Genomic DNA, 23618 nt, shown 5'->3' with positions numbered 1-23618 from the left:
CTCGTGGAGATCCTCTTTCTTGGCACGTCCGCGGGCGTGCCGACCAAGGCGCGCAATGTCACTGCCGCCGCGATCAAGAAAGCCTCGGGCAAATCCTGGGTGCTGATCGACTGCGGCGAGGGTACCCAGCAGCAGGTGCTGCGCACGCCGCTCTCCCTCAATCGGCTGGATGCCGTTCTGATCACCCATGTGCATGGGGATCATTGCTACGGCCTGCCGGGGCTTCTTTCCAGCGCTTCCATGATGGGCCGGAGAGCGCCGCTGACGATCATCGGACCACAGCCGATCAAGTCGTTTCTCGATGCGGTGCAGGCAACGACCGGTCTGCATCTGACCTATCCTATCGAATTCATCGATGTCGAGTCGCTGTCTGAGCCTTTCACCCTTCCCGATTTCATAATCGAGGCTGCGGCGCTATCTCATGGCGTCGCGTCCTACGCTTATGCCTTTATCGAGAAGGATATCGAGCGCAAGCTCGATCCCCAGCGCCTGGAAACGCTGGGAGTGGAGAGAGGTCCGGACTGGGGGCGGCTTCATCGCGGCGAGGATGTCGTGCTGCAAGACGGTAGCCGGGTGACAAGCGAGGAGGTGTTACTGCCGGGCCGACGACCCAGGAAGGTCGTGATCACCGGCGACAACGACTCTCCAGGCGTGCTCGAGCATTTTTGTGAAGGCGCTGATGTGCTGGTACACGAAGCCACCTACACTCGGGACGTTGTCGAGCACCTGGGTACCAACAACCGGCATAGCACCGCAGGCGATGTGGCGAGCTTCGCTCAACGTATCGATATGGCAAATCTGGTGCTGACTCATTTCAGCCCGCGCTATCAGTACGATCGTCGTGCCTCACCGTCGATCGCGGATATCGAAAACGAGGCCTGCCATCATTATCAGGGACGGTTGTTTCTGGCGGATGACCTTGCCCATTACCAACTCTCCCGTGAAGGCGTGCTGACCCAAAAGGAGTAAGCACTCATGGGTGCCCAGGTCTGGAGCATGTCGTTGGAAAACTTTCGTGATGCCACGATCACGCACGCGACCCCGGGGGCGGTGGCGGCGTACTCATTCACGCCGATTTGAGTGCTGTATTGCTGACCGTCCATGCCAACCTGGCGAGTATTCAAGATGAAACCCCTCGGGCGCAGATGAATCGCTCCAGGCATGCGCTACAAAAGGATGCGGATGAGAAAATTCATCGGCTCAATCAAGAGCGCGATAACCTGTAGACAATCGCGCCCCAGCGAAACGCCTGTATAGTAGATCGCGTGCCCACTTCAATTGAGGATGACCGATGGCAGGAGCCAGCTTACTTACTCTGCTAGACGATATCGCAGCGATGCTCGATGACGTTTCGGTGATGACCAAGGTCGCCGCGAAGAAGACCGCTGGCGTGTTGGGAGACGATCTCGCGCTAAACGCGCAGCAGGTCACCGGCGTCAAGGCTGCTCGAGAGTTGCCGGTGGTCTGGGAGGTGGCGAAAGGCTCGTTTCGCAACAAGTTCATTCTCGTGCCCGCAGCACTGTTGATCAGTGCCTTCATCCCCTGGATGGTCACTGTGTTGCTGATGCTGGGGGGCGCTTTCTTATGTTACGAAGGCACAGAGAAGCTGACACACAAGTTTCTGCATCCTGAGGATAAAGATGCCGAGAACGCCAGAAAGGCGTTGACCGATCCCAATGTTGATCCGCGTCAGTTCGAGCAGAGGAAGATCAAGGGCGCCATTCGCACCGACTTCATTCTCTCCGCGGAAATCATCGCGATTACCCTGGGCACCGTGGCCGGCGCCGATCTGATGCTGCAGGTCATCGTCGTGTCCGGTATCGCATTGTTCATGACCGTCGGGGTTTTTGGATTGGTGGCGGGTATCGTCAAGCTCGATGACCTGGGCATCTATCTCAGCGAAAAGAGCAGCTCCTTCGCGCAAACCGTCGGCAATGGCATCGTCACCGCCGCGCCGTATCTGATGAAGACTTTATCGTTCGTCGGTACCGCTGCCATGTTCATGGTCGGTGGCGGTATCCTGACCCACGGCCTTCCCCTCGTCGAGCACGCCATAGAAGATATTGTCGACGTTGCCGGCGAAATCCCCACCGCGGGTGCCGTTCTGCAGCCACTGGGATCGACGCTGTTCAACATGGTGTTCGGCCTGATCGTCGGCGCAGTGATCCTGGGTGTTATCGAAGGGGTCAAGAGGCTTAGACGAGAGAGCGAAGCGAATTCCTGAACTTTCGTGATGGCGAACGAGAATAACGGTTCCTTTGGCACTCAGGCCTGGCACTTGACGATGCCACAGAAGACGCAGCTCATGATCGGCTCATGCTTCTTGGAAACGGTTATGGTCTACAGTATCAGATCAACTTGGCCGCATCATGGGAGCAATGATGAACGAGACCGATATGCAACACCTGCGTCGCTGCGTGGAATTGGCAACGGAAGCCCTCGAAGCCGGTGACGAGCCTTTTGGTAGCGTGCTGGTCAGCGCCGAGGGAAAGGTGCTGGCGGAAGACCGTAACCGCATTGCCAATGGGGATTCGACTCGGCACCCGGAATTCGCGCTGGCGCGCTGGGCCGCGGAAAACATGGCGCCGGATGAGCGCGCCAAGGCCACGGTCTACACCTCCGGCGAGCATTGCCCGATGTGCGCCGCCGCCCATGGTTGGGTGGGGCTGGGGCGCATCGTTTATGTGAGTTCTTCCGAGCAGTTGACGGTTTGGCTATCCGATATGAATGTCGCGCTACCGCCGGTGCGGCCGCTGCCCATCCAGGACGTTGCGCCTGACGTCCCCGTCGAGGGCCCCATTCCCGAGCTCGCTGAGGAGGTGCATGCGCTTCACCGGCGCTTACATGGTGGCAAGTGAGGCAGTCTAGAACGAGCCGAACAGCGTGCCCAGGGTGATGATACTGATGACCGCCAGCATCGGGATGGCAATGGTTACCATGGCGATATTCAAGTAGGACTGGCGATGGGTCAGTCGACAAATGGAGAGCAGGGTGATTACCGCCCCGCAGTGGGGCAGCGTATCGAAGCCGCCGGCGGCAATTACCGCAACCCGGTGCATCAGCTCTGGGCTGATGCCCGCCTGCTGAGCCAGCTGCAGATAATCGCTGCCCAGGGTCTCGAGTGCGATGCTAAGCCCGCCGGAAGACGACCCGGTGATGCCCGCCAGGGTGGTCATTGCCACCGCCTCGGAAATCAATGGATTGTTCGGCGCTATCCCCAGCACCGTATCGCGGATGATCATGAAGCCTGCTAGTGAGGCAATGACTGCGCCATAGCCCACTTCCGAGGCGGTATTGAAGATCGGCAGCATTGAGCCCGTGGCCCCCCGGTTGAGCGTGTCCTGCAAGTTATGCCAGCGGTTCAAACAGGTCACGATCAGCCAGGCGCAGGAAACGAGCAGTGCAATGATGATTGCCCAGAGGCCGGTCTGATTGGCCACCTCGAGATCCGGAAACTCATTGTTCAGGTAGCTGAGATCGATATTGGGAAAAATGCCGTAGGTGAACAGCGCATTGACGCCAATTACCAGCACCAGCGGCGCAATGGCCAGCCAGAAGGGCATCTCATCCCGGGCGGCGCCGGCGCTCTCGACTGGGTCGAGACTGACCTCACCATCTTCGTTATGCGCGCCATAGCCTTCGCCAGCGGCCTTGGCCTTGCTTGCGCGGCTATTGAGCCACCACCAGCCCACGCTGAACATGATGATGGCCGCAATGATGCCAAGCCCCGGTGCCGCGAAGGCATTGGTGCCATAGTAAGGAATTGGGATGGCATTCTGAATCGCCGGCGTGCCGGGCAGGGCGGTCATGGTGAAGGTAAACGAGCCCAGGGCAATGGTCGCCGGAATCAATCGCTTGGGAATATTTGCAGCGCGGAATAGCTCCCGAGCGATGGGGTAGATGGCAAAGGCCACGACGAACAGCGATACCCCTCCATAGGTGAGCAAACCGCAGGCCAGCACCACCGTCAAAATGGCATGCCTCTCACCGAGCACCCGGGTAATCCAGTTGGCGATGGTACCGGCCGCCCCTGAATCCGCCATCAACTGTCCGAACAGCGCCCCCAGCAGGAAGATCGGGAAGAACTTGAGAAGATAACCCCCAAGGCGTCCATGAAGGTCTCGGTGTAGATCGGCATCATCATGGCGATGTCGCCGGAGAGCAGCACCGCAAGCGTTGCCATCAGCGGCGCCAGCAGCAGCACCGAATAGCCCCGGTAGGCGAAAAACATCAAGCAAAGCAGCGATATGACGATAGCAGCGGTACTGAACATGCAAGCGCATCCTTGTGCGACATGGCGTGACATCAAGCTGTGCATCACCACCGTTCCAGATAGCCGCCTATCCTTTCATGCCTCATGAATAGGGCGAAATACGACGAGAGTCGCGTATCTATTTCCAGACGTATTGGTATTCGTCGGTAGCGGTCGTAAGCTCGTTGTGACGGTGCAATAAAACAGCGCGAATCAGAGCCAATCCTGGAGCTTGTGAACATGATCCACGACCCTGAAGGCCACATCACTCTGAACCCTCACTCTCGGCATGTGCGGGTGCTGGTAGGTGAAACGCCCATCGCCGATACCCGCAACGCCATCGAACTGCGAGAGAACGGCTACCCCTCACGTCAGTACATTCCGCACGAAGACATCGATATGTCGCGCCTGACCCGCTCTTCAAAGGTGACTCACTGCCCGTTCAAGGGCGACGCCAGCTACTACAGCATCAAAGGAGAGGATGGAGAGATTGCCGATGCGGCCTGGAGCTACGAACGGCCGTTCGATGCCATGACTGACATCGCCGGCCATTTGGCCTTCGATACGCGGCTGGTTGAAGAGAACGTTGACGAGTAACACATAGCGCAGATCGTCGGCGCTTTGTTAGTCACTACACGAGCAAAAACGCCTTCTGGGCAACAAGGGGAGTACATTATGAGCGATTTCGACAGATTGATTCGTAACCTTTCCCGGGCCGGCGGCCTGGCGGCCCGCGCAAGACAAGGCGACAAGCAGGCGATCGACGATCTCATCGATTCCCTGCGAGCCTATGTCGGCGAAAAGGCCAGCATCTTTGAAGGCGAGGCTGCTTCATCAGCAAACGCCGAGCAGCCCGGTAATTCAAGACGAGCCGGCCTCGACAGCACCATCGCCGACTACCTGGTCACCAAGGACGCCATGGCGGCCATCGTCGACAAGCACATGCTGCTGGCCTTCGCGGAAATCGAAACCCTATACGGCACGACGCCTACCGGCGTAACGCTTCGCATCGACGCGCAGCGCTCCGATACAAAGTTCCCGAGCGGCAAGTACATGGGCAGTGACGTGCATCTAGGCGGGGAGTAGGCGGCTGCTGACGGTGAAGCTCTGCTTGTTCAGAACATGAAACTGTCAAACCCTGCGCGGCTATCACTTCGCCTGGCCCCTGCGCAGCGGCTCGAGCAGCGGGCTCAGGCCGTTGTGATCGATCTCATGCATCAAATAGAGCAGTCGCCCGATCTGCCCTTCGGGAAACCCCTTTCGCGCAAACCAGTTGAGATAAGGGCCAGGCAGATCGGCGATCAGCGTGCCTTCGTACCTGCCAAAAGGCATGCGCAAGGTGACGAGTCGTTCCAGGTCTTTGGGGTTCATAGGCATGTTCCGACGGTTAATGGCACTGCTTCAAGTGAGCGGTTTGTTCAATGAGCCGAATAGCATCATTATTCGGCTCACGAGATGAGCCAAATAGTAACAGCCACAAGATTTGCTCCTTCTTATTCCGCTTGCTCACGTAGCGCTTCCAGATAGTCGCGAATACGCTCGGCGTTGGTGCCCACATCGCTGGCCCCAAGTCGCGATGCCGAGCGCATGTCCACCCGTATACCTTCTTCCACTTCGCTCAGGCGAATCACCACATCGTCCTTGAAGCCGAACCAGAGCGTGGTGGCCGTGGCCTCAAGTTTGGTGTCGCCAACATCGGCTATCTCCCAGCCTTGCTCTTGTGCAGTCGCCTCGACGGCGTCCATTGCCTCGCTCAGCGATAGCTCAAGAATAATCGGCTGAATATCCGGATAGGCCTCGCGCTGCTGCTGCGCGGTGCTCTCACCGGGATAGGCCACCTCATTAGGCGCGGCCTCCCGAGCGGATGCCAGCGCAACGAACGCCGGTGGATTCTGCATGTCGGTGGTGATGTCGTGAATCGCCGGCACCTCCTGGGCGCGCTGCTGCATCTGCCAGGGGGCGATCATCATCGCCGCGACCACGGCAACCACCACAGCGCCCGCCAACGCCGGCTTCAAGCGTCTGCACAGGCTTGCCACGATCAGCGTGATCAATCCAAGAGCTGCCGCGCCAATGGCCAGATAGGCCCCCTGGCGCAATAGGCCAAACGCCGTACCCAGGTCCGTCATCTCCAGGCGATGGGAAAGCCCCGCGCCGCTCATCAGCAGCCCTGCCGCAATTACCGCCAGTACGCTCAGCCAGGCCAATAATCGTGGCCAGCGTCCGCCCCGCAGCCCTGTCCGTGAGGATTTCGTCATGAATTCGTCCGCTCTATTCACCGTGCTGTTGATCCAGCATACCGATCATTCAAGGAACATCCATAGCGGGGTGGAGATCACTAAGGTCATGAATCTGATTTGCTTACTTTCCCGAGAACAGGCGTTTGCTGTAGAGCTTTTCGGTCGCATCGATCAGCGTGACCCTGGAGATATCCAGATGGCGAGGATTGACGACAATGATCCCTTCACCTGCCTTGACGATGGGTACCGTGCAGCTCGGCACCAACAGGCCTAGCGCCGACATGGACGCCAACCACTCAGAACCGATGGCCTGAGTTGAAGCAGGGTAGGGAAAATTGTCCCAATCCTTGGGGAGAGAGTCCGCAGGCAACGTCTCGACGGTGACGGTATCCGGTAGCTCGTAGACGCCCATCCTGTAGCTGGGCGGTACGTGCCGGGGAGAGTGCAGATAATTGGCCATCTCTAGCAGAGCGATAGCGGGGGAGCTGGCGAAATAGATCACCGGTGAGCCGATTTCATTCCAGCGCCCCCCATACTGGTAGCTTCCACCCAAGCCATTGAAGGTTTCCAGAAACGCCTTGGGGCCGACCCGGTACAAATGCATCAGGAAAAGTCACCCTGCTCGATCTTGCGCAGCTTGGCGCGTACCAGGGAGCGGCCCTCGAAGGTATCGCAGAGTTCCTCCGGCGCGCGGTCCGAGAGTGCCCGGAGAGGGGAGCTGAGCCAATCCCGGGCCACTTCATGACTCTCGAAGATGCGTACCGCCTCGCGATAGATTCGCAGGGTATCGAGCACCTCTTCGGTATCGGTGCGCCCCAAATGCTTCTTCTTGAAAACCCGGCTGAGATTGGCGGAATCGACCTCCAGCAGGCGCAGGAATAGCGCGCGATTGTTGCCCATCGCCTTTATCGCCTGCCGGATGACATCGCCGGAAATACCCTTGTAGACGGTATCCAGATAGGCAGCCTGGTCAGTAAACACCTTGGCGGGAACGCTGACCCCCTCGATGCCGGTAGCCTGAGTCTTCATGTGGGCCTCCTAAAGCAGATGGATAGCCCAGCATAGGATGGTCACGTCTATTTGACAATATGTAGTCATCATTTTGATGAGTTTGCTTTTTGAGCAATAACGTCCAAGCCGCCAGTATGATGACCACTCTACGCTAGATGAATCAGCGTTCAGGAGGTGTGGCATGTCAAAGCCGCCTGGCCAGTTTCGGTTCTTGAAGAGTCGGCATGTGTCCGAGGTCACGGTGCTGCATGCGGCGATGGATGATTTTCACTACGACCGCCATGCCCATGAAGAATATGCCTTTGGCGTCACCCTCGCCGGCCGCCAGGACTTCTTCAGCGGTGGCCAGTTTCACCGCAGTACCCCCGGCAACGTCGTTCTGCTCAACCCGGAAGAAGTCCACGATGGGCACTCCGGTGGTGACAGCACGCTGGGGTACGTGATGGTCTACGTGCCGCCGGTTCAGCTTGAGGCGCCGTTTGCCAATGCGGTGGGGCGTGAGGACGCCAGCCATTTCAGAAGCGCCGATACCCTGATCCAGGACCATGCGCTACGCGGCGCCATTCTGGAGCTGGCCCGGCTAGTGACGCACCAGATTGGCAGCCGCATCGATCAGGAGTACGCCCTCCATCAAATCGCCACTCGACTCGTGCAGCGCGAGGGCAGGTTTCAAACAAACACTGCCAGCGTCAGCCGTCCGGATGCACTGCTAAGGCGCGCCAAGGACTACATCCTTGCGCATCTGGAGGAGGATGTGTCCCTGGACGATCTCAGTCAGGCGGCCCACCTCTCGAAATACCACTTCCTGCGCCTGTTCCGACAGCAGTTCGCCATGACGCCGCACCAGTACGTCCTCAATTGCCGCATTAATGCCGCGCGCCATGCGCTGGACGGTGGTGCGTTGCCCAATGAAGTCGCCTTTCGCTACGGCTTTGCCGATCTCAGCCACTTCAATCGCCGTTTCAAGCGCATCTATGGCATGACGCCTTACCAATACCAGCGCAACGTCATTAATTAACAGAGATTCCATCATGCTAGCCATCTTCGCCTATGCCCTAGGCGTCATGTACTCGCCTGGGCCAGTGAATCTGCTCGGCCTGAATGCGGGGCTGAATGGGCAGGCCAAAGCCTCATTCGGTTTTTATCTCGGGGTAGGGCTGGCCATGCTCATCCTGTTCTTGTTGTTCGGCTGGGCCGGCGCCGCCTGGGTGCAAGGCGATGTGCTCGTTGTGCTTGCCGCATTGGGATGCGGCTATATTTTTTATCTTGCCATCAAGATTGCTAGATCGAGCATCGATCTGGGTGGCGTGCGCCAAGCGCCGCGGTTGATGCGCTTTCGCGACGGCCTGATCATGCAGCTGTGCAATCCCAAGGGCATTGTCGCGACATTGCCAGTCGCCACGATTCAGTTTCCCGCGGTGGGGATTCACGGCGTCAGTTTGATGCTCTGGTCGTTCGACCTGGCGGTATTGGCGAGTGGGGCACCCGGCAGCTATGCGCTGATCGGCGCCTTACTTGGTAAACGTATCGAGAACCCAAGAATCCTTAAGGGGTTTAGTCTCGCGATGGCGGTATTGCTGGCGGGCGTTTCCTTGTCGATTGGTTATGAGCATGTGTGGATGCCGCTGTCGGTGAGGGTGGGTTGATGGGGATGATTTATCCATGTCCGACGGTCGGCGATCAGCCGACTTTCGTCTTAGCGGTTATCGTCGCATTGTGTAAATACACTCACCTTAAATTTCAACGATGATAGCTCCTTGAACTCATTGGATCACAGCCACTTGGTGGACACTTCACTACCGCTTTCGGCCATAAGTAGATATTTAGTCTGTATTCATATAACGCCAGCCATAAGCGGCGCCCTGACAAGGGCGTCCGGTGGAGGGCCATCGGCGCGGAACAGACTTAATGGCCCTGTTAAGATAGCTCATGGCTTCCCTCTAATTCTCGACCAAGCCATTGGCCCAAAAACGAATGCCAATGCAATGATCACCATTGCATGAGCGATATAAGCCTGTGGGACCACCCCAAGACCAACAAGAATCGCCGCCAGAAATTGGCTAACGACGAGAAGGATGACGAGCCCGCCGATGGTCGGAAATAGATTTGGATAGGTTTCGTGGAGCCAAAATCCAAGACCACCAATCCCAAACACGATCACCACTGCAAATAGCACGCTCGGGCTACCGCCAACGCCACCTCTTGCGTATGCATTGACGCTGAAGCCGACGAGTAGCAAAACCCAAAAAATTGAAAGGTGCTTCCCCATGATTCCAGTAACCCTTTGACCTTAACAGTTCAACACAGATAAACGCGTAAGCAGTATTTGCCGGGGCGTCCACATGAGTCATGGTTGGCCACCCAACACCCCCAACCCACTCATCCGCGTCACTTCCCGCAACACCGCCTCATCCAGTATTCCGCGACCGCTTTCTACTAATGTAAACCAATCCTTGGCTCGGGTAATCCCCGTGCAGACCAATTCTCTAGTCAGGATCGGGTTAGGTGCGTCCGATAGAACCAAGGCTGTGTGGGTGAGTTCCAAGCCCTGGGATTTGTGTTCGGTCATCGCAAACACGGTTTCCACCGTTTACAGGCGGCTGGGGAGTACCCAGTTGATGTGGAGGCTGTTCCGATACGAGGCGACCATGACCAGAGGCGAGCACGCTTCCAAAAGCTTCTGATTCCAGGGGCGGATAGATGACCGGTCGTCTGTCCTAGGTGAGTTCTTGCTGGCTGGCGAATGTAACGCTGAAACTGGTAGATTTTGTATACGTTGTATATGCTGAATGCGAAGATGAACCTGGGAGTCATCCATGTCCGGTAAAACCGTTGTATCGCTGCGTGTCTCGGAAAGCGAGGCAAGGCGCCTCGATACGCTTTGCGAAGCGACCCACCGTTCGCGCTCCTACTTGCTCAAGGTGGCGCTGGGCGAGTATCTGGAGCGCGAGGCGTGGCAGATCGGAGAGGTTCGAAAGGCTATCGAAGAGGCCGACAGCGGTGATTTCGCTGATGATGTCGAAGTCGAGAATGTGTTCGGCAAGTGGCTAGATCGTGAGGGTTAGGTGGCTTCGCAAGGCGTTGCGAAATCTTGATGACATGGCGAACTGGATCGCGGAGGATGATCCCGCTGCCGCTAGGCGGATGATGGCCGAAGTCAACCAAGCGGTCTCCCTACTTGCCGATCAACCGGAGATGGGGCGCGCCGGCAGGGTGCCCGGTACTCGAGAGTTATTACTTCCACGCTATTCATTGCTTGTGCCCTACCGGGTAGCGGGCTCAGAGCTTCAGGTGCTTCGCGTATTTCATACTCGACAGATTCCGCCTAACGTCTGGTAGTCAAGCCCCCAACCCACTCACCCTTGCCACCTCCCGCAGCACCGCTTCATCCAGTATCCCGCGTCTGCTTTCCACCAAGGTAAACCAGTCCCTGGCCCGGGTGATCCCGGTATAAATCAATTCCCTCGTCAGGATTGGGTTGGGTGCGTCCGGCAGCACCAGGGCAGTCTGGGTGAATTCCGAACCTTGAGCCGTGGGATTTATGCACGGTCATGGCGAATACGGTTTCCACCGCTTGCAGGCGGCTGGGGAGTACCCATTTGATACGCCCGCCGCCGTTGCTGGAGAAGTCAGCGTGAAGCAATAATATTTGGCCATACCTTGACGTATCAGTGCAGCTGATCAAAAACTTCCGGATGCTGTTCAGCGATGCGCAGGAGCGCCACTGCGGGCCCTTGGGGCTCGCGACGCCCCTGCTCCCAATCCTGAAGGGTTCGAACACTCACCCCCATGAGACCGGCAAATACCGATTGAGACATTTTCAGCTTTAGTCGAATGACTTGTGGTGGTGATGGTTCCGAAAGCTCGTGAGTTCGCAGTGCCAGGTTGCCTTTCTTGAACTGATTGATTTCATCAAGCCCATTGAGAATCTCTGCACCGAGATCTCTGTCACTCATTTTTGTTTGCCTCCGCTATCTGCCTAAGCGCATGCCCTGGGATCGTGACCCGCTACTCACCGCACACGCCCATAAACGTAAACATCCTGAGGTAGGGATGATTTGTTGGGATGCATGGCCCAACGCCGCAGCAGGCCTTCGCGCTGAAAATGGGACTTTTCGAGTACCCGTGCCGAGCCGGTATTTTCAGTGTCGCACACTGCCCATACACGAAATATCCCACGCTGGCCAAGGCACCACTCAGCAAGCGCCGTGGTGGCTTCTGTCATATAGCCTTGTCCCCAGTGCTTTTGACCTAATACGAAGCCGATTTCCACCCTATGGCCTTGGAAGCGGGCGTCGATCATGCCAATCACTCTGTCGCTGTCTCGCGCCGTGATCGCCCAGGAAAGATCTTTCCTGGTTTGAGAACCGTGGATTTTCGCGCGCAAAAAACTTGCTGTCGTCTCTTTGGATCCGTGGGCAAGCCAGGTCAGATAGTGCGTGACCGTTGGGTCGGCCGCGTACTCCTCAAAAATGGCATCGGCATCTTCAATGATCGGTGCGCGCAATAGAAGTCGTGTGGTTCTAATTGCGGGTGCTGTTTGCATCACTTGAGTCGCCTCGGCTTCGATTCGTCATCAACTACCCAACACTCCCAACCCACTCACTCGCGTCACTTCCCGCAGCACCGCTTCATCCAGTATCCCACGTCCGCTTTCCACCAAGGTAAACCAGTCCCTGGCCCGGGTGATCCCCGTATAAACCAATTCCCTTGTCAGAATCGGATTTGGTGCATCCGGCAGTACCAGGGCGGTGTGGGTGAATTCCGAACCCTGGGATTTGTGCACGGTCATGGCGAACACGGTTTCCACCGCTTGCAGGCGGCTGGGCAGTACCCATTTGATGCGACCGCTGCCGTCGCCTGTGGGAAAGGCGACCCGGGGCAGCCAGGGGTTTTCGGGCTCTCGGGCGTTGGGCAGGGCGAGGGTGATGCCGATGTCGCCGTTCATCAGTCCGAGGCTGTAGTCGTTGCGGGTGACGAGCACCGGGCGGCCGATATACCAGCCGTAGTCGAAAGGAATCAGCTTGTGGCGTTTGAGGATGCTGGCAATGCGTTGGTTCAAACCTTCCACACCCCAGGGCCCTTTGCGCAGGGCACAGAGCACTTGAAAGCGACCGTGGGCGTCGAGCACGGCGCGGGCCCAGTCATCAAACGTCTCTTTTTGTCGGTCGACCGATGCCTCGAGCAAATCGCCGTGGGAAGGGCGTTTCTTGGCGAGCACCTCAAGATAATGCCGGTAGCCGGTAGGCGGTGGCAGCTCATTATTGCGGGATCGGCGCCCGCGCCCTTCATTGAGAAAGCCTGCCGGGTTGCCGTCGATCACGAGCCGGTCCAGCGCCGGGTCGTCGCTGTCGGCCAGTTTCAGTCGGCTAATGTCCGCAAACCCTTGATCGAATATCCGGCGCACGGCCCGGCGCTTGTCCTTGGGTTGCAGGTTGTCGCCTAACGGGGCATTCACCGCCTGGGCAAGCTGGCCGATGCCGCTGGCGGCGTCAAAACGATGGCTCACCCGCAGCATGGCGATGGCTTGGTCCAGCGGTTGGCCGTCGGTGTCGATATAGCGTTCGGGCAGCGTATCGCCGGTGGCGTCACTTAACTGGGCAGCGGTCACCGGGGTGTAGTGGGCGCCTTCCGCGCGTTGGCACAGGTCGCCAAGCACGGCGCCGGCTTCCACGGAGGCAAGCTGGTCCTTGTCACCCAGCAGAATCAATCGGGCGCGGGGCGGCAAGGCGGCGAGCAGGCTGGCCATCATTTCGATATCCACCATGGAGGCTTCATCGATCACCAGCACGTCCAGCGCCAGGGGATTGTCGGCATGGTGGCGGAAATGCCGTGTATCCGGCCGCGAACCCAATAATCGATGCAGCGTGGTGACCTCGGTAGGAATCGCCTCGCGCAGGGTGGTGAGATCGATGCCGTCACCGATGCCGGCCAGTTCGACCAGCGAAAGGTTCTCGACCTGTTTGGCGATGGATTCATTCAGACGCGCGGCGGCTTTGCCAGTGGGTGCGGCGAGGCGAATACGCAGCGCTCTACTGTCGGGTTGGCCTAGCTGCAGCGCTTGAAGCAACGCCAGCAACTTGACCACGGTGGTGGTCTTGCCGGTGCCGGGGCCGCCGGTGATTACCGCGAAGCGCGAACGGGCGGCAAGGGCGCAGGCGAGTTTCTGCCAGTCGAGGGATGCCGCATTGCCGTCCGCCGGGCTGAATAGCGCTTCGAGCGCATGGCGCAGCGGTTCGATCGCGGGCGCATCAATCTCCGTGGCCGCCAGGCGGGCGGCAAGCGCTTGGCGAATATCCTGCTCGTACTGCCAATAGCGACGCAGATACAGGCGGGTATTGTCGTCGGTCTCGGACTTCACCAAGGGCGTGCTGCCGCGGCCACCACTGACCAAATCAGGATGATCCAGAGCGGCCCGCCAACCCGCGAGGGTCACATCGGTAAGCACCTGGCTTGGCAGCGGCGGCGGGTCATTCAGGTCGTCGCCTTCCGGCGGCAGCGAGAGCGCCAGATCCGGGGCTTTAAGCGTCATGCCCAGGTCGAGGCACACATGCCCCCGGCCAAGCTGATGGCTGGCCAAGGCGGCGGCGAGCAGCAACAGCGGCGAGGCGTCCGACACCTCGCGATAGAGGAATACCACCAGCGCGCGATCCAGGGCGCGCAGCCAGCCGCGCTCCACCCAGCGTTCGAGGAGCGTAAGCAACGTATCAACGCTGCCCAGAACGTCGTCGAAAGGGGTTGGAGCGTCACTGGTGGTGGCGTCGTCGTCCAGATCCGAGAATAGATCCCTCATGAGGCGGCCTCCGTAGCGGGACGGGCGGTGCCGACGCCCTGGAATAGCGCATCCAGCCCTTCGATCAGCTCCCGGGGTGGGCGTTCGGCATGCACGCCCCGGCTTTCGGCATTCGCGCCGCGCAGGAAGACGGTCAGGGAGCCGCCGATATGGCGGTCATAGTCGTAGTCCGGCAGTCGTGACTTGAGCAGGCGATGCAATGCCAGCAGGTAGAGGGCGTATTGCAGGTCGTAGCGTTTTTCTGCCACCGCCAGGCGCATGGCCTCCAAGGTGTAGGCGTCGTCATCCGGCCCCAGGTGATTGGATTTCCAGTCGGCGACGTAATAGCGGCCTTCGAACTCGAACACCAGATCGATGAAGCCCTTGAGCATGCCGTTGAGCCGATCGCGATCGGCTCGCGGGCGCGGCGTGTTGCCCAGGGAATGCCGACAGACCAGATCGTCTAACGCTTGCGTATCGACCTGATGAGCGGCGAACCAGAATTCCAGTTCAACTTGATAGACCGTGAGCCCATCCAGACGCACCGCAGCGGATGGCGCTGCCTCGGGCAAGGGCAGCGGCGTGCGTAGAAGCGACGTGAGCCACGCCTGCAGCGCGGGAATCCACTGGGTCCAGCCGCGCAGATTGCAGCGCCGCGCCAGGGTATCTTCCAGTGCTGCCGGGTGGTCGAGCACGCTGGCAAAGCCTTGCTGGCCGACCCATTCCAATAAGCCGTGCAGGAAGGTGCCGGGGCCGGGGCCCCTTGGGAAGCGATGCAGCGATGGCGCGGGCTGGTTGGGAGAGGCGCTGTCTCGCGGTTCCGTGAGCACCTCGAAGGTGGTGGCTTCAAGCGGCGTTGCCGGTTCGGGCAATGGCGGCGCTTCATGCGGTTCCACGATTGGCGGTTCGATTGCCATCCCGACTGTAGAGTCGGATATAGCGCCGAAAGTGGAATCGGGATCTGGAGCAAGCGCCTCTCCGGAGAAGCTCAAGGCCGAGTAGCTGGCGATCCACCAATGCTCCCGGGCCGAGCGGACAGGCGTTTGCGCCTCGCCGAGGGTGGCAGCGTGTTCGGTCAGAACGATCGCACGCGAATCGATAGGCGGCGCCGGAGCGAGGGTGATCGCCTGGCAGTCGCCCTTGAGCGTAGCCAGCGCTACAGCGAAGGCATCTGGGTCGAGGCGCTGGCCGTTGCCGAGCAACTGGCCGATGGCGCTGTTCTCGCCATCCTTGAGCGACGCCATGCCCAGCCAGGTGGCGTGGCGAGCGCGGGTCAAAGCGACGTAGAGCTTGCGCAGGTCTTCACCCAGGCGCTCCCGGTCGGCAATGGCCAGGGTCGCATCGTCCGCTTCCAGGCTGATGTGGAGCCGGCCCTGGTCGTCGTGCCAACGTAGGGGCGAATCGTTTTTCTTTTGCGGGCGATGGCTACAGATGAAGGGCAGGAACACCAGCGGATATTCGAGTCCCTTGGACTTGTGGATGGTAATGACCTGCACCAGATCCGCATCGCTTTCCAGCCGCAGTTTGTGGGCGTCGCTCTGGTCGTCGGGGTTGTCGCGAGACTCGGCGAGAAAGCGGATCAGCGCATGTTCGCCGTCGAGTTCCTGGCTGGCCTGCTGCAAGAGTTCGCCGAGATGGAGCAGATCGGTCAGCAGGCGTTCGCCCTCGCTTGCCGGGCCGCCAGCCAGCAGCCGGGCGGGCACCGCGAAGTCGTTCATCAGCCGGCGAACCAGTGGCAATACGCCTTGGCTCTGCCATAGGCGATGGTAGTCGCGAAACTGCATGACCCGGTCTTCCCAGGCCAGTTCGTTCTCATTTAAATCATCCAGCGCGGCGATATCCAGCCCCAACGCCGGCGTGGCCAGGGCGGTGCGCAGCACGCGATCGTCGTTCGGGTTGGCGCAGGCGTGCAGCCAGGCTTCGAGCTGGCCAGCCATGGGGGAGGCGAACACCTTGTCCTTGTCGGAAAGATAGACGCTCTTCACGCCGCGGCGGGCCAGGGCTTGGCGGATTGCGCGCGCTTCTCCCAGGCCGTTGACCAGCACTGCCATATCCGAAGGCGACACCGGGTCGAGGGCATCATCATCCATAAACCCGGCGCGACTGTTTACAAACCCGGCGCGGCCGCTATCCATAAACCCGGCGCGGCCGCATTGCCCCTGTTCCAGCAGCTCGACCATGGCGGAGGCGCAGCGTTCGGCCATTTCCGTGTGGTAGGCGCTTTTGGAAAGTGGCTCGTCGGCGTGGAGTTGCCAGAGGGTCATTGCCGGCAGCGGCTGGCCGTCCAGGGTGAAGGCGTCCTTTCTGCCTTTGGCCCTGACGCTTTGAAAGGGCACTGGATTCGAGCCATCGTCTTCCTTGAACAGAAACGCACCGGGCGGGTGCCGCTCGGCAAACTCGAATAGGCGATTGACCGCGGTAACCATCGCCGTGGCGGAGCGGAAGTTGGTGCCCAGGGTGACATGCCGCCCTTCGGTGGCCTGGCGCGCTTGTAGATAGGTATAAATGTCGGCGCCACGAAAGGCGTAGATCGCCTGCTTCGGGTCGCCGATCAGGAATAGCCCGGTGTCGGGTCGGTTTTCCCGGATGCGATAGACGCAGTCGAAGATGCGGTACTGTACCGGGTCGGTATCCTGAAATTCATCCACCATCGCGACGGGAAACTGGCGGCGAATCTGGGCCCCCAGCGCCTCGCAGTTGGCGCCGGCAAGGGCCCGGTCGAGGTGGGTCAATAGCTCGTTGGGACCCATCTCGGCCCGGCGTTCCAGCTCATGGTCCAGGCGAAGGCGGCACCAGTGAACGGCGTGGGTGAGCAGGTCGGCCCGTGGGTCGGGCAGGGCGTCGAGTTCGGCTTGTAGTTCCGCAATCGCCGTCAGCGCCGGGTGATTCGGCGGGTCGCCCTTTTGCCATATCTCCGCCATGCCGTCCGGGGTCAGGCGCTTCCAGGCGGCGGGGGTCAGGGCCGGACGAATCGCATCGCTCTGGCACCAGTCCCGCAGTGCGCCCAGCCAGTTTGCCCGGCTCTTGCTGTTGAAGCTCTGGCCCTTGAAGGCTTTTTGCTTGGCGGCCTCTTCGAACAGCGTCTGCAATTCCTCCACCCACTGCGGCCAAGGCGCCTTGAGTTCTTGCAGCCGCGACTCGATGGCGGCTTGGGTGTGTCGCAGTGTTTCTCTTGGCGGCGGGACGTTTCGGTTCAATGCCGAGCATTCCGGCAGCAGGCGCCGGACCTGAGCGTGCAGGTCTTCAGGCGATTTCCAGTGACGAGTGACGATGGCCAGCTCGTTCGCATTCATGGCGTAGTAGAAGCTGCGCCAGTAGTCCCGCGCCACTTCGCTTTCGAGTTCGGTCTGGTCGGTTTCCAGATTCAGCGAGAACAGGCTGCCGCTGTCAAAGGCATGTTCCCGCAGCATGCGATAGCACCAGGCATGGATGGTCGAGACGGCGGCCTCATCCATCCATTCGGCGGCAAGCTGCAGGCGTCGTGCGCAGGCTGGCCAGCTGGCTTCGGGATAGTCGTCGCGGAGCGCGACCAGTAGCGGATCGTGCGAAGGCCCCCCGGTTGACGGGGCCGGTCCGGGAGCAGGCCTCCGCGAGGGCGCTGTAAACCCTTCCGTGGGCGCTACTTTTTCCATCCCTGGAAAAAGACCCTCGCTACAGCCTACTCCCGGAGCCCCGCCCAGATTAGGCGAGGAGGTGGGCGACTGTAAGGAGCTAGGCGCGGCTTCGGGCGCCTGTAGAAAAACGCCAGCAGCCTCGACCAGCCGCCTGCGAATCCGGTCGCGCAGTTCCTGGGTGGCGGCATTGGTGAAGGTGACCACCAGAATTTCCGGTGGCATCAGCGGGCGATGAAAGGCGGCGTTATCATCGGGTGAGCGCGGCCCCAGCACCAGACGCACGTAAAGCAGGGCAATGGTGAAAGTCTTGCCGGTGCCGGCGCTGGCTTCGATCAGGCGGGTGCCGTGCAGCGGTAGCTTCAACGGGTTTAATTGAGTGGCATCGCTCATTTATCGCCTCCTTTCACCACGTGATGTACCGGCGCCAGCAGGCGATCGGTCAGTGAAACGAAGCAGCAGGACGTTCCCCGTTGAGCATCGATGAGCGCGGCAAAGCTCGGCCAGCGGTGCGCCAGGTAAGGGTTGCGACCGCATTCGCCGGCACCGAAGCCGTTGCCTTCAAAGGTACTGGTGGCGGCTTTGAAGGCCTCGCTGTCCGGCCCGCTTTCCGGCGTGCCTTTCTTGCTGAGCCAGACAAAGGCGGTATCGATGGCCAACGGCAGCGGTGCGTTCATGCCCGCCTGCCAGGCGAGGATGAGTTCGCGCAGATGCGCCCGGGCGATCTCCGGTTCCAGTGGCGGTAGCGTCACGTGGCCTGCCTTGGACAGCAGTCGCGTGGTCAGCGGTTGGCCCGTAAGCTGCCCCGCCAGATGCGCGACCCAGGGCAGCAAGAGATGGCGCCAGTGATATTTCTTGTCCTTGATCAGGCTGCTGCTGCTCAGTAGCAAGCGGCAGCGTTGGCCGTTGTCGTTCAGGCGCAGATTATCCAGCCAGTCCTCCAGAGGGGGCAGGCCCGGCAGCGCGAGGCGTATCGTCTCCGGTTCCTCGACCGCCTGGGGCCACTGGGTCAGCGCTTCCTGATAGGCCTCGAACAATTTGCCCATGGGCTCGACCAGCGCTTCACGCATGCGCTCGCCAAAGGCGCCGAAGGCGAGTACGCCCTGGCCTTGCAGCCGTTCCAGCGTCGTATGTAGCGCAACTTCCCGAGGTTCGCCGTCGTCGATGGCGCGCCGCTGGGCCTGAATCAACAGATTTTGCAGCTGCCAGTTTTCCAGGCCGTTCAGGGTAAAGGGTTCCTGATCGAGGCTGGTCACGTCCTCTTGTTCGAGGAATACCTTGAGCCGGGTGTTGAAGAACGCCTTGGCCGGGTCGCGCAGAAAGCTCCCCAACTGATGAAGCGTTAGCGGTGACTCCTGCAGGAACTCGCCAAGTTCACCGGCGTTTGGAGTGGATAGCGTTTGGCCATGTACCTCGCGCCATTCACGGGCATAGGTCACCAGGCGTTGGTCGGGCACGGGCCGGGCAGCGAGCTGCGCTTGCGTCGGGAAGTAGACGCTGCTGAACGGCTGCAGCGGATGTATGCTGGTGAGTTCATCGAGCAAGGCCGAGCTTTGTTTATCCGAGCCTTGTTCATCGCTGTCATTTATCGCCAGTCGCCAGCCTGATTCGAGATGATCGCGAAGCTGGCCGACCAGTACCGAGGGCGGGCGCTCGCTGTTGTCGATGATGCTATGACCGACCCAGCTGATATAAAGCTGCTGCCGGGCGGAGAGCAGGGCTTCGAGGAACAGGTAGCGGTCGTCCTCCCGGCGCGAGCGGTCCCCCGGGCGGTAGTCACTGCCCATCAGGTCGAAATCCAGCGGCGGATGGCTGCGCGGGTAGTCGCCGTCGTTCATGCCCAGCAGGCAGACGCGCTTGAAGGGGATCGCCCGCATCGGCATCAGGGTGGCGAAGTTGACAGCACCGGCCAGAAACCGCTGGGACAGACCCTGCTCATCGATCTGTGCCAGCCAGTGTTCCCGCACAATGCATAGCGGCAGATCGCGGGTCAGGCCGGCCTCTTCGGTGCTCTCCTGCCAAGTCTGCAGGGCGAGTTCGAGCAGGGACAGCACCAGGCTATCCTGGGCGTCTTCCGCAAGAAAACACGCCTCGAGCAGTTCCCGCAGCCGTCTGGCCCAGCCGCTGGCGTCGGTCTCTTCGCGCAGGATGCGCCACTGGTGTTCCAGGGTTTCGAGTAGTGCCATCAAGGGGCCGGCCAGTTGCGCCTCCAGGCCCCCGATATCATCGAAGGGCTCGATGCCCTGCCAGGTACCCTCGGCGGCGCTGCCCACGGTATAGCCCAGCAGCAGCCGACGCAGGCCGAAGGCCCAGGTGTTCTGTTCCATGTCGCCGGGCAGATCAAGACTCTGGCGCTGAGCGCCGTTCAGGCCCCAGCGAATGCCGGCACCTTCGATCCAGCGCCGCAGGGTCGGCAGGTGATCTTCCACGATGCCAAAACGCGCCCGCAGGGCAGGTACTTCCAGCAGATCGAGCAGATCGCTGACGGACAACCGCAGTTCCGGCAGGCGCAGCAACTTTTCCAGGACGATCAATAGCGGCAGACGATGGCGCTGGCCCTGATCCGAGAGGGTGTAGGGAATATGGCGCGGATCATCGCGATCGATCTGGCCCTGCCCAAACTGACCAAACACCGCCTTGATATGCGGCGCATACTGGTCGATGTCCGGCACCATGACGATGATGTCCCGAGGGCGCAGTTGTGGGTCCGCGCTGAAGGCGGCAAGCAACTGATCGTGGAGGATCTCGACCTCGCGCTGAGGGCTGTGGGCAACGTGAAAGACGATGGAGTCATCGACCCGGCTATCCACCGCCGGCCAGTGCTCCCGGGTCTCGGGTAGTGGGCGCAGCTCGCGGATATCGTCCTGCAACTGATGCAGCAGGCAGTCCTCACCATTCGTTTCAAACAGGTCGATACGCAGCGACTCGGCGCTGAACAGGCCTTCGTATTGCTGGCGCTCGTCGTGTTCATCCAGCAGGCGCAGGTAGTCGCGCCCCTGCTTGCCCCAGGCCGCCAGCAGCGGTTGGGCGTGCAGATGCAGATCCGCTTCGCCATCGCCGTCTCCCAGCACATCCAGGCGCTCCGGCATGCCGGCCTTGCGTGCCTGGCGATAGCGGCTTGCTCGCAGCAGGTCGCGATGTTCGATGATATCCGCCCAGTAATACTGGCAGGGGTTGTGCACGCAGAGCACGACCTGGCAGCAACGGGCGAGAGCGGCCAAGGCTTCGAGGGCCTGCTGGGGTAGGGAGGAAATGCCGAATACCATGATCCGGCGTGGCAATCCAGGCGGGCGATTATCCACGGTCAGTTGCTCTGCGGCGGCAAGAAAACGCTGGTGCACCATGGCGCGGCTGGAGTCGATGCCGTCGCCGCCGACGTCCTCGCGCAGCGCTCTCCAGAGAGCGGGCTGCCAGCATTGCTCGGCGCCTAATGGCGTGATCTCACCATGACCACCGATCAGCACATCCTCGCCACGCCCCCAGGCCTCCAGCCAGTCGGCACGATAGACCTGATACTGATCGAACAGGTCCGCCAGACGTTCCGCCAGCTGATGGTGCTTGCGCAGGTCGTCGTCGCCGTCGAGAAACTGCTTGAGAGGGGCAAAAGCGTCCTCTTCGAGCAGTGCCGGCAGCAGCCGCAGGATACGCCAGATCAGGCGTGACTTGTCGAAGGGTGAGGTCGCCGGTACTGCTTGTGGATCATTCTCGCAATGGGTGAGCACCGCCCGATAGGCCTGCCACAGAAAACGCGCCGGCAGGGTCACGTCCAGCGCCGCAGCGATGCCGGTGCCGCCTTTGCCGTCCTCGCGCACATCCGCCGCCAGGGCGAGCTTCATCCACTGGCTGATGCCGTTGCTTTGCACCAGGATCGTTTCGTTCTCCAGCGGTGCAAGCGGGTAGCGCTTCATCCATTCCACCGCCACACCGCGCAAATCCTCCAGGCGATTTCCTTGGATGACCATGAAGCCGGGCTGCAGAGGGGCGGTGCTGGCAAATGGCATGGCAATTCCTTACAGGACAGGCGCACGGCGGGCGGTCATGGACAGATAGCGCCCTATGGTGCCCGAGCGATGGGCCGCTGCAAAGATGTTGTCACACCCTTGCCGGTATGGTCCCACTGGCTACTATCACGGAGACGTCGAGTATCTTGAAGGGGCGAAACTCACGCCAGACGAACGACTCGCATTGTCGCTCCAGGGGTTGCCAGATGGGACGACGACAATCTGCTGCGCCGATCCAGTTGATGAAGCGTGCACCCTGTGTCGACTTCTCGCTGTACACGTCCATGATTGACAACCGCGCGCCCTGCGGGGATGCCTGGATGACTGCGTCGGTAAACTCACACCAGTTTGGGAGGCAGGTGAGGCCGAGTGTGAACAGCAGATGGCTCGGGCGCCTTTGCTCCACAGCGGTGCATAGGGCCGCCACTCCGGTTCCTGACGAGAGGTCTGTCTTCAAGAAGCCTATCTGGCTTTCCATCAGCTCCAAGCGGTCTGCGCGGCGCTGGGCTTTTTCGAGCATGCCACTCGAACCATCGATGGCGAAGATGCGTCCGCCTGTGCCCATGGCGGGCATGAGGAGGGGAAAGTTGATACCCGTGCCGCAGAATATATCGAAGACCGAGGAGCCTTGATGCAATTCGAGGCTGTCGATGGCGCATTCTCTGGGCGCGCGATAGAACCAGTCCCAGAGCGTACCCGCATCATAAATGGGAGCGAAGTTGTCGTACCAACCGGGGTTCGCCATTGAGTCCTCCTGCCCTCTATAGCGCCGTGTCCGAGCTGGCCAAACGCGGCAGCATCGCCATCAGGTCGCATGGCTCGATACCGAGATCCTTGAAGGTGTTGGCACCGTCACCTACGACGTTATCTTCCTGCATGAGAATGACCTGGTCATGGGTCAGCGGTGGATTTGGCAAGATCGACATGAGTGCGGCAAGTAGTTTCCATAACTCAAATGGTACCGGTAACAACGGCCGATGGCGTCCGGCATGTTCCATTACCGCCAGGAGAAGCTCTCGGTAGCGGTAGACATTGGCGCCACCGAGCTCGAATACCTGGCCAGTGGCCAAAGGTGTTTCCAACGCCCGCGCTACCGCCATGGCGGCATCCTCGACATGCACCGGCTGTAGCCGGGTGGAGCCATTACCGAACAGAGGGATCACCGGTAGCCGGGTGATGGTCTTTAGATTGGCGAGGAAGGCGTCTTCGGGGCCGAACAGCACGCTGGGGCGCAGGATGGTTGCCTGGGGAAAGGCTTCCCGCACCGCCTGTTCGCCGTGAGCTCGGGCGCGAACATAGGCGGAGGCGGAGTCGGTGCTGACACCGATACCAGACACATGCACCAGGGCTTTCACACCTTCCTGGGACGCCAGGCGCGCGATGTGTTCGGCGGCATCGACGTGAATGTCGGCGAAGCGCAGATCACGCCGCTCGACATACAGGCTGACGGCGTTGACCGCAGCATCGGCGCCCTGCAGGACCCGGGCTACGCTTGCGTCATCACGCACATCGACAGCTCGGTGTTCGATGGCACCGGTCGCTTCAGGACAGCGGGCTACCCGAGGATGGCGTGCCGCGACGACGGTCCTGTTCCCGGCTTTGACTAATCGCTGGACGATGGCTCGGCCAAGAAAGCCGGAGCCCCCGAAAACAACCACATTCTGCTGGACCATTTCGGAACCCTGCCGTTCGACAATGATGGAAAGACGATGCCCATGGAACGAGGGGCCT

23 protein-coding genes and 2 pseudogenes are annotated in these 23618 nt (G+C 60.3%); 9 read left to right on the top strand and 16 right to left on the bottom strand.

The window, feature by feature from the left end; translation table 11 throughout:
* Positions 1-3: 3 nt before the first annotated feature.
* The 3 genes from ACPF7Z_RS09420 (at position 4) to ACPF7Z_RS09410 (ending at position 2858) form a co-directional block, all read left to right on the top strand.
* Positions 4-969 carry a ribonuclease Z gene (locus tag ACPF7Z_RS09420; protein ID WP_425192986.1) on the top strand — a complete coding sequence of 322 codons (966 nt, stop codon included), beginning with the start codon at positions 4-6 and terminating at the stop codon, positions 967-969.
* A 322-nt stretch (positions 970-1291) separates the two neighbouring features.
* On the top strand, positions 1292-2224 hold the full coding sequence (locus ACPF7Z_RS09415; RefSeq protein ID WP_425192985.1) for a DUF808 domain-containing protein: 933 nt from the start codon (positions 1292-1294) through the stop codon (positions 2222-2224).
* Between the two features lie 157 nt (positions 2225-2381).
* Positions 2382-2858, top strand: a complete 477-nt coding sequence (locus tag ACPF7Z_RS09410; RefSeq protein ID WP_425192984.1) for a nucleoside deaminase — start codon at positions 2382-2384, stop codon at positions 2856-2858.
* Between the two features lie 6 nt (positions 2859-2864).
* On the opposite strand, the gene ACPF7Z_RS09405 is transcribed toward ACPF7Z_RS09410, so the two are convergent.
* Together ACPF7Z_RS09405 and ACPF7Z_RS09400 are read right to left on the bottom strand one after the other, a co-directional pair.
* Entirely contained in the window at positions 2865-4046 is a 1182-nt protein-coding gene (locus ACPF7Z_RS09405; protein ID WP_425192983.1) for a GntP family permease, read from the bottom strand.
* Positions 4043-4273 carry a hypothetical protein gene (locus ACPF7Z_RS09400; RefSeq protein WP_425192982.1) on the bottom strand — a complete coding sequence of 77 codons (231 nt, stop codon included), beginning with the start codon at positions 4271-4273 and terminating at the stop codon, positions 4043-4045. The genes ACPF7Z_RS09405 and ACPF7Z_RS09400 overlap by 4 nt, the downstream gene beginning before the upstream one ends.
* 219 nt (positions 4274-4492) lie before the next feature.
* On the opposite strand from ACPF7Z_RS09400, the gene ACPF7Z_RS09395 reads away from it, so the two are divergent.
* Both ACPF7Z_RS09395 and ACPF7Z_RS09390 read left to right on the top strand, forming a co-directional pair.
* Positions 4493-4849 (top strand): DUF427 domain-containing protein, encoded by a 357-nt coding sequence (locus ACPF7Z_RS09395; RefSeq protein ID WP_425192981.1) that lies wholly within the window; start codon positions 4493-4495, stop codon positions 4847-4849.
* Positions 4850-4927: 78 nt separating this feature from the next.
* On the top strand, positions 4928-5338 hold the full coding sequence (locus tag ACPF7Z_RS09390; protein ID WP_425192980.1) for a hypothetical protein: 411 nt from the start codon (positions 4928-4930) through the stop codon (positions 5336-5338).
* 63 nt (positions 5339-5401) lie between these two features.
* Here the strand turns inward: ACPF7Z_RS09390 and ACPF7Z_RS09385 are convergent, their stop codons facing one another.
* The 4 genes from ACPF7Z_RS09385 to ACPF7Z_RS09370 all read right to left on the bottom strand — a co-directional run bounded on the left by ACPF7Z_RS09385 (position 5402) and on the right by ACPF7Z_RS09370 (position 7521).
* Entirely contained in the window at positions 5402-5623 is a 222-nt protein-coding gene (locus ACPF7Z_RS09385; RefSeq protein WP_425192979.1) for a DUF3820 family protein, read from the bottom strand.
* Positions 5624-5745: 122 nt separating this feature from the next.
* Positions 5746-6510: a DUF1499 domain-containing protein gene (locus tag ACPF7Z_RS09380; protein ID WP_425192978.1), complete on the bottom strand. Its 765-nt coding sequence runs from the start codon at positions 6508-6510 to the stop codon at positions 5746-5748.
* 103 nt (positions 6511-6613) lie between these two features.
* Positions 6614-7096 (bottom strand): RES family NAD+ phosphorylase, encoded by a 483-nt coding sequence (locus ACPF7Z_RS09375; protein WP_425192977.1) that lies wholly within the window; start codon positions 7094-7096, stop codon positions 6614-6616.
* Complete coding sequence (locus ACPF7Z_RS09370; protein WP_425192976.1) at positions 7096-7521, bottom strand: antitoxin Xre/MbcA/ParS toxin-binding domain-containing protein; 426 nt, start codon at positions 7519-7521, stop codon at positions 7096-7098. Before ACPF7Z_RS09370 ends, ACPF7Z_RS09375 begins: the two co-directional genes overlap by 1 nt.
* Before the next feature lie 163 nt (positions 7522-7684).
* On the opposite strand from ACPF7Z_RS09370, the gene ACPF7Z_RS09365 reads away from it, so the two are divergent.
* Together ACPF7Z_RS09365 and ACPF7Z_RS09360 are read left to right on the top strand one after the other, a co-directional pair.
* Positions 7685-8521, top strand: coding sequence for a helix-turn-helix domain-containing protein (locus ACPF7Z_RS09365; protein ID WP_425192975.1), 837 nt, complete (start codon positions 7685-7687; stop codon positions 8519-8521).
* A gap of 13 nt (positions 8522-8534) precedes the next feature.
* Positions 8535-9149, top strand: coding sequence for a LysE family translocator (locus tag ACPF7Z_RS09360; protein ID WP_425192974.1), 615 nt, complete (start codon positions 8535-8537; stop codon positions 9147-9149).
* A gap of 281 nt (positions 9150-9430) precedes the next feature.
* On the opposite strand, the gene ACPF7Z_RS09355 is transcribed toward ACPF7Z_RS09360, so the two are convergent.
* On the bottom strand, positions 9431-9772 hold the full coding sequence (locus ACPF7Z_RS09355) for a hypothetical protein (RefSeq protein WP_425192973.1): 342 nt from the start codon (positions 9770-9772) through the stop codon (positions 9431-9433).
* A gap of 78 nt (positions 9773-9850) precedes the next feature.
* Positions 9851-10123: pseudogene (locus ACPF7Z_RS09350) on the bottom strand (ATP-binding domain-containing protein); the annotation flags it as partial.
* 196 nt (positions 10124-10319) lie between these two features.
* Here ACPF7Z_RS09350 and ACPF7Z_RS09345 point away from each other — a divergent pair.
* Together ACPF7Z_RS09345 and ACPF7Z_RS09340 are read left to right on the top strand one after the other, a co-directional pair.
* Positions 10320-10568, top strand: a complete 249-nt coding sequence (locus tag ACPF7Z_RS09345) for a CopG family ribbon-helix-helix protein (RefSeq protein ID WP_425192972.1) — start codon at positions 10320-10322, stop codon at positions 10566-10568.
* Between the two features lie 34 nt (positions 10569-10602).
* A complete protein-coding gene (locus ACPF7Z_RS09340) occupies positions 10603-10842 on the top strand; it encodes a type II toxin-antitoxin system RelE/ParE family toxin (RefSeq protein WP_425192971.1) in 240 nt (79 codons plus the stop codon).
* Here the strand turns inward: ACPF7Z_RS09340 and ACPF7Z_RS09335 are convergent.
* The 8 genes and pseudogenes from ACPF7Z_RS09335 to ACPF7Z_RS09300 form a co-directional block, all read right to left on the bottom strand.
* Positions 10843-11119, bottom strand: a pseudogene (locus ACPF7Z_RS09335) (ATP-binding domain-containing protein); the annotation flags it as partial.
* Between the two features lie 52 nt (positions 11120-11171).
* Positions 11172-11459 (bottom strand): helix-turn-helix domain-containing protein, encoded by a 288-nt coding sequence (locus tag ACPF7Z_RS09330; RefSeq protein ID WP_425192970.1) that lies wholly within the window; start codon positions 11457-11459, stop codon positions 11172-11174.
* Positions 11460-11515: 56 nt separating this feature from the next.
* Positions 11516-12049, bottom strand: a complete 534-nt coding sequence (locus ACPF7Z_RS09325) for a GNAT family N-acetyltransferase (RefSeq protein WP_425192969.1) — start codon at positions 12047-12049, stop codon at positions 11516-11518.
* A gap of 30 nt (positions 12050-12079) precedes the next feature.
* Positions 12080-14296, bottom strand: coding sequence for an exodeoxyribonuclease V subunit alpha (gene recD / locus ACPF7Z_RS09320; protein WP_425192968.1), 2217 nt, complete (start codon positions 14294-14296; stop codon positions 12080-12082).
* A complete protein-coding gene (gene recB / locus ACPF7Z_RS09315; RefSeq protein WP_425192967.1) occupies positions 14293-18279 on the bottom strand; it encodes an exodeoxyribonuclease V subunit beta in 3987 nt (1328 codons plus the stop codon). Before recB ends, recD begins: the two co-directional genes overlap by 4 nt.
* On the bottom strand, positions 18276-21887 hold the full coding sequence (recC, locus tag ACPF7Z_RS09310) for an exodeoxyribonuclease V subunit gamma (RefSeq protein ID WP_425192966.1): 3612 nt from the start codon (positions 21885-21887) through the stop codon (positions 18276-18278). Before recC ends, recB begins: the two co-directional genes overlap by 4 nt.
* Positions 21888-21978: 91 nt before the next feature.
* Entirely contained in the window at positions 21979-22632 is a 654-nt protein-coding gene (locus ACPF7Z_RS09305; protein ID WP_425192965.1) for a hypothetical protein, read from the bottom strand.
* Between the two features lie 16 nt (positions 22633-22648).
* Positions 22649-23560 carry a complex I NDUFA9 subunit family protein gene (locus ACPF7Z_RS09300; RefSeq protein WP_425192964.1) on the bottom strand — a complete coding sequence of 304 codons (912 nt, stop codon included), beginning with the start codon at positions 23558-23560 and terminating at the stop codon, positions 22649-22651.
* Positions 23561-23618 lie beyond the last annotated feature (58 nt).

The organism is Halomonas sp. GXIMD04776 (genome assembly GCF_049808615.1).
Lineage (GTDB): Bacteria > Pseudomonadota > Gammaproteobacteria > Pseudomonadales > Halomonadaceae > Modicisalibacter.
Note: the sequence above shows the minus strand (reverse complement) of the source record. Positions and strands in the feature narration are given on the sequence as shown.